At 68.8% G+C, this 5,902-nt stretch carries 3 protein-coding genes and 1 rRNA gene; 2 read left to right on the top strand and 2 right to left on the bottom strand.

The window, feature by feature from the left end:
- Nucleotides 1–954: 954 nt before the first annotated feature.
- Nucleotides 955–2,265, bottom strand: a complete 1,311-nt coding sequence (locus tag ACFSKW_RS45315; protein ID WP_379580802.1) for a hypothetical protein — start codon at nt 2,263–2,265, stop codon at nt 955–957.
- 105 nt (nt 2,266–2,370) lie between these two features.
- On the opposite strand from ACFSKW_RS45315, the gene ACFSKW_RS45310 reads away from it, so the two are divergent.
- Nucleotides 2,371–3,675 (top strand): hypothetical protein, encoded by a 1,305-nt coding sequence (locus tag ACFSKW_RS45310; protein ID WP_379580801.1) that lies wholly within the window; start codon nt 2,371–2,373, stop codon nt 3,673–3,675.
- A gap of 310 nt (nt 3,676–3,985) precedes the next feature.
- The gene (locus tag ACFSKW_RS45305) at nt 3,986–4,714 is read left to right on the top strand and encodes an SAM-dependent methyltransferase (protein ID WP_379580800.1); all 729 of its coding nucleotides are present in this window, start codon (nt 3,986–3,988) and stop codon (nt 4,712–4,714) included.
- Between the two features lie 875 nt (nt 4,715–5,589).
- On the opposite strand, the gene rrf is transcribed toward ACFSKW_RS45305, so the two are convergent.
- Nucleotides 5,590–5,706 (bottom strand): 5S ribosomal RNA (gene rrf, locus ACFSKW_RS45300).
- Nucleotides 5,707–5,902 lie beyond the last annotated feature (196 nt).

Below are 5,902 nucleotides of genomic sequence, written 5' to 3'. Positions count from 1 at the left end.
CTCGCGGCGGACTGACTACACGCACGCCAGACGACCTCGCAACGTGAGCAAGAGAAGCGGGTCACCCGAAAGGCAGCGTGAAGGCACGAGCGTACTCGCTCAAGTTGAATTTGTCCACGCTAACGCAGACCCATCGTTCAGGTCGCATTTCCAGGATGCCGTACGCCGCCCCGCTTGTCAATATCCAACACCGCTCGCCAGGAGTTTCACTGAGTGCTCGGGTCGGTGTCGCCGGTCCGGTTGGCCATGCTGTCCCGTTGGGCGCCGTTCATGTCGGCCGGGTCCCGGCCGTTGCTCTGGACCGCGCGATGGCTGCGACGGCCGTTCCTGATTGAGGGGGCGGCGATGGGCTCGCCTATCGTGATCGCGAGGAATGGGGGCAGCCCACGTTCGCTCGCGACGTCATGGGGCCGGGGGCGCCGCCGTCCGGTCGGCTGGGCGTGGCCGGCGGGCGCCCGGCTCCTACCGGCGTGCCGAACACTCCGCTGGTTCGGCCGATCGTCGGCGGACTGCCTTCGATCGAGATGCGAGTGGCGGCGAGTCAGGATCGATCGAATGGACATGTCCGCAGCTCCGCTCGATCGATCCGAGATTCACGGCGGCGGAGCGCCGATCGAGGCTCCGGCCAGGAGGGTCGATCGACGCGGGGCCGATCCGGGATCGATCGACGCCCGGTGTACCTGGTGGATCGACGGCTGACCTCGCAGCCGGGCGACGACGGTCGATCGAGGGCGCCGGAAGCCGGCACGGTACCGACGAGGGAGTGGGCCGCCTCAGCGCGCCGCTGCGGCCAGGCGCTGCCAGAGGGCGATGGATCGACACAGTCGCCGCATGGACTGCTCTCCGGACATGCGAAAGCCCCGCGATGGGGTCGCGGGGCCTGGGGATCGCGCCGATCTCGCCGCGGCCGTGCCGTACCAGAAGCACTTCCTTCCGGTACGGCACGGCGGCGGGTCACTTCTTGGCTTCGGGCTCTTCCTGATCGTCGAGGATGTCGCCGAAGTCGGGCTCGATGAACGCCGGGCTGATGCCGGGCTTCGCGGACTCGGAGTCGCCCGACCTGGCCGTTCCTGCTGAGGACTTGTCCAGCTCGGCGTCCACGTCCTCTTCCACGTCGTCGGTCTCGCCGGCCGGCTCCGCGGCCTCCCGAGCGTCGTCAGCCTCCAGGTCGTCCTCGGCGTCCGAATCGTCGTCGGAGTCGCCGTCCTCATCGGAGTCCAGCTCGTCCTCGGAATCCAGGTCGTCGTCGGAGTCGACGGGCGAGGCCGGCGGGACTTCGGATGCGCCCTCGGCGTGATCGACGGCGTAGGACGGCTCGCCGGCCTCAGCGGCCTCGTCGGCGATGTCCTCGTCATCGTCGAGAACGTCCCCGCGACCCTCATCGCGTGCGTCCTCGATCTCGTCCTCGTCGTCGTCCTCGTCCTCGTCCTCGTCGTCGAGGTCGAGGTCGAGGTCGGACTCGCCTTCGGAGGCGTCCTCTTCGACGGCCAGGACATCGACGTCCTCGTCGTCACCCTCATCGTCGAGCAGAGTCGCGCCCTCCAGGGCGTCCTGGTCGGCCAGGACGTCGACGCCCTCGCCGGTCTCGTCGACGGCCTCGTAGTCCTCTTCGATGTCCTCGATCACCGCGCCGGTGAGCTCCGCGTAGCGCTCGGCGGCGTCAGTCTCGCCGTCCTCGTCGAAGGCCAGCGCTCGGGCGAACCAGTCGGTCGCCGCCTCCTGGTGTCCGGCATCGGCCAGAGCGTCGGCGTAGGCGAACGCCAGGCGAGCCGACCACGGACGCGGGTTCGGGTCGCGCAGCTCGGGAAGCCGCTGCAACGTGATGACGGCCGCGTCGTTCTGGCCGAGATCACGGCGGGCGCCGGACTCGACGATGGCCAGCTCGATGCGTCCCGCCCGGTCGAGACGCTCGGCCTCGGGCGAACGAACCAGGTCAAGGGCACGCTCAGGGCGGCCCATTCCGCGCTCGCAGTCCGCCATGATCGGCAGATAGGCATCCGAGCCGGTCATCCGCCGCGCGGCGCGCAGGTCGGACAGCGCCTCCGAGTAGTTCCCCGCGCGGTAGGCCACGATGCCCGCGGCCTCGCGGACGACACCGATGCGAGCGGCGAACCTGCGGGCTACCTTGGTGTGCTCGTGCGCCCTGTCGGGGTCGTCCTCAACGAGCGCGCGCTCGGCGGCGACCAGGTGGCTGCCGACCAGCTCGGCCAGGTCCAAGGGGAGGGAGCGCAGCTCGTCCCTCACGTCCTTGTCGAGCTCGTCCAAGGTGATGTCCGGCGGGACGTCGGGCAGCTTCTCGCGGCGAGGGGCCTCCTCGTCGCGGTCCTGCCTGCCGAACCGGGCCCTGACCGGCGCGCCGGAGCGGTCCGCGTGCCCGCGATCGTCGCGCGAGAACGGCCGGTCCTCGCGTCCACGGAACCCACCGCCCTGCGGGCGATCGCCGCGGTCCCTGTAGCCCCCGCCCTGCGGACGGTCGCCACGGTCGCGGAACCCGCCACCCTGAGGCCTCTCGCCACGGTCGCGGAACCCGCCACCCTGGGGCCTGTCACCACGGTCGCGGAAGCCATCGCGGTCCTCACGCCGGTCGAAGCCTCCGCCCTGGGGACGGTCACCACGATCCCGGAAGCCGCCACCCTGAGGACGGTCACCACGATCCCGGAAGCCGCCGCCCTGCGGACGGTCACCACGATCCCGGAAGCCGCCACCCTGCGGACGGTCACCACGATCCCGGAAACCGCCGCCCTGCGGACGGTCACCACGATCCCGGAAGCCGCCACCCTGAGGACGGTCACCACGATCCCGGAAACCACCGCCCTGCGGACGGTCGCCACGGTCGCGGAACCCGCCACCCTGGGGCCTGTCACCCTGGGGCCTGTCACCCTGGGGCCTGTCACCACGGTCGCGGAAGCCACCGCGGTCCTCACGCCGGTCGAAGTCACGACGCGGACCACGATCGTCCCGATCCCGGATACCGCCACCCTGCGGCCTCTCGCCACGATCGCGGAAGCCACCACCCTGAGGCCTGTCGCCGCGATCACGGAACCCACGATCGTCCCGGTCCCGGTAGCCACCGCCCTGCGGACGGTCACCACGGTCGCGGAAGCCGCCGCCCTGCGGACGATCGCCACGGTCACGGAATCCGCCACCCTGAGGCCTGTCACCACGGTCGCGGAACCCACCGCGATCCTCACGCCGGTCGAAGTCACGACGCGGACCACGATCATCCCGATCCCGGAAGCCGCCACCCTGCGGCCTCTCGCCACGGTCCCGGAAACCGCCACCCTGCGGACGGTCACCACGATCCCGGAAACCACCGCCCTGCGGACGATCGCCACGGTCACGGAAACCGCCACTCTGGGGCCTGTCACCCCGGTCGCGGAACCCACCGCGATCCTCACGCCGGTCGAAGTCACGACGCGGACCACGATCATCCCGACCGCGGAAGCCGCCACCCTGCGGCCTCTCGCCACGGTCGCGGAACCCGCCGCCCTGGGGTCTGTCGTCACGGGAGGCGTATCCACGCTCATCCCTGTTCTGGAACGGACGCGACGACCGCGGCCGCTCATCCCGATCACCCGAGCCGCCCCGGTCGTCACGACCCTGGTACCCGTCTCGCGACCGCTCACCGGACCTGAACGGACGGTCGCCGCGCGACTGCCCGCGCTCGCCGTATGAACGCCTCTCCCCGTAGCGAGGCCTGTCCCCGCTCTGTCCGCTGGGCTCGCGGCGGCCCTCGTCGTCCGATCCGTTATCTCTGTTCACTTCTGGTCCATTTCGTTGGCTCACTCAGCGGACACGTGCTCCAACGCGACGGTCCACCGTGGCTGATCGCCGCCCGCTCTCGGGTCTTACGCGACGAAGGCCACCCGTGGTTGAGGGTGGCCAGGCCTCTCCAGCCTAGCAAGCCCCCAGGTGTCCCCGAGCCTCAAGCTCCATCAGGAAAAGCGATCGACCTCCGCCACCTCGGTATCCCACAATGACCGCCATGTCGCTGCGCTTCCACGAGATAGCCGAATCCCGGCACCGCATCCTGAACCCGATCACCGACGACAAGCTCGACCTGCTGGGCGAGATCTGCCGCATCCAGGACGGGCATCGACAACTCGACCTCGCCTGCGGCAAGGCGGAGATGCTCAGCCGCTGGTCGGCGCGTTACGGCCTGACCGGCGTGGGTGTGGACATCAGCCAGGTCTTCCTCGCCGCCGCCCGTGAGCGCGCCGCCGAGCTCGGCGTGACCGACCGCCTGACGTTCGTGCAGGGCGACGCGGGCGCGTACCGCACCGAGGAGACGTTCGACCTGGTCTCCTGCATCGGGGCGACATGGATCGGCGGCGGCCTGACAGGAACGCTCGACCTCATGCGCCCGGCCCTGCGCCCCGACGGGCTCGCCCTGGTCGGCGAGTGCTACTGGATCGGCGACCCACCCGCCGAGGCGCTGAAGGCATACGAAGGCTTCACCACCCTGGCCGGAACCGACGACAGGTTCGAGGCGGCAGGGTTCGAGCTGGTGGAGATGGTTCTGGCGAACCCTGACAGTTGGGACCGCTACGTCGCCAGCCAGTGGTTGACGCTGAGCGACTGGCTACGCGACAACCCGGACGATCCCGAGGAGCCCGAGATCCGCGAGTTCCTGCGGGCGGCGCGCCGAACCCACCTCGAGTACGGCAGGCAGCACCTGGGCTGGGGCGTCTTCGTCCTCCGTCCGAGGAAGTAGAACGTCTTCCCCTCACCCGACAGGCATGGGGACATCACACGAATGAGACCCGCTGGCATGGGACATCACATGAACGCTGGACATGGGGATGTCGCACGAATGGCCAGCGGTACCCCCTATCGGTTGGCCAGCGGTCCCACTTATCGGTGCGACTGCGTTGAGCCCTGGTCCTCACGCGCACACGACACGGGGCGACGTCGGAGAACCTGAGCGCAGCCGGAGCTGTGCCGGCGGGAGGGCTCCTCCTGCATGTGGCGATCTTCGCGCACCGATGAGGTCGACGCCGGGAGCCCGCCTGGAGTGAGGCGCTCCTGGGTGCGCGTCCTCGAGGAGTGAGCGTCCACGTCCTTATCTGGATGCCGCGTGTCGTCCGGTCCCCCTGGGTGAGCGGCCTCGCCCCTTGCCCTCCTTGGGTGCCGCGTGAGTGAGTGTCCTCGTCCGGTCCCCCTGGGTAGCGTCCGCGCGGAGCGCGTGTCCTCGTTCCGTCTTTCCGAGAACGGGCGTCTCGTGGACAAGCTCCGACAACAACCCACCTGGGCCTCCCTCACAAACGGCGTGAGAGCAGGGCGAGGCGAAAGGGGCTATGCGGCACCTCCACAACGAGCTGCGTCGAGGGCACACACTACGTTGGCCATTGGCCATCCCCCGGTGCAAGCGCTCGGCACGCGCCCAAGCCGTAGCCGCCGGCAGCCACTCTCTCGACACTCCGACTGTTGACCGTGCGGCCTTGAGTTACGGTCGACGGTGAGGAGTGTTGTTGTGCAGCTACCAGTCGGATCGACTCGCCTTGGTGAGCAGTCGCCAGGGCGGTGGGACGTCGTGCCGGTCAACGCAAAAAGGGCCACCCCGCATGGGGTGGCCCTTTTTGAAAGATTGTCCGGCGGCGACCTACTCTCCCACACCCTCCCGAGTGCAGTACCATCGGCGCTGCAGAGCTTAACTTCCGGGTTCGGAATGTAACCGGGTGTTTCCTCTGCGCTATAACCGCCGTAACTCTATGAAACTGTCAAACACACACAGTGTTTGCTGTTTCAGAATTGCATAGTGGACGCGGGCAAGAAGACCTTGGTTTCGCGCTGCTCCGGACCCGGCGAAGAGTAACAGAGCGCTGCAGAAACCAAGCTTATGCTTTGTGGTCAAGTCCTCGGCCTATTAGTACCGGTCAGCTCCACACGTTACCGCGCTTCC

Origin of the sequence: Nonomuraea mangrovi, from assembly GCF_042681425.1 — a bacterium.
Lineage (GTDB): Bacteria > Actinomycetota > Actinomycetes > Streptosporangiales > Streptosporangiaceae > Nonomuraea > Nonomuraea mangrovi.
The sequence above is the reverse complement of the archived record's forward strand: the minus strand, read 5'-3'. Positions and strand labels throughout refer to the sequence as shown.

Bases quoted from the DNA above. Each gene is read 5' to 3' on its own strand.
- ACFSKW_RS45305 (WP_379580800.1), top strand. From the start codon at position 3,986: ATGTCGCTGCGCTTCCACGAGATAGCCGAATCCCGGCACCGCATCCTG.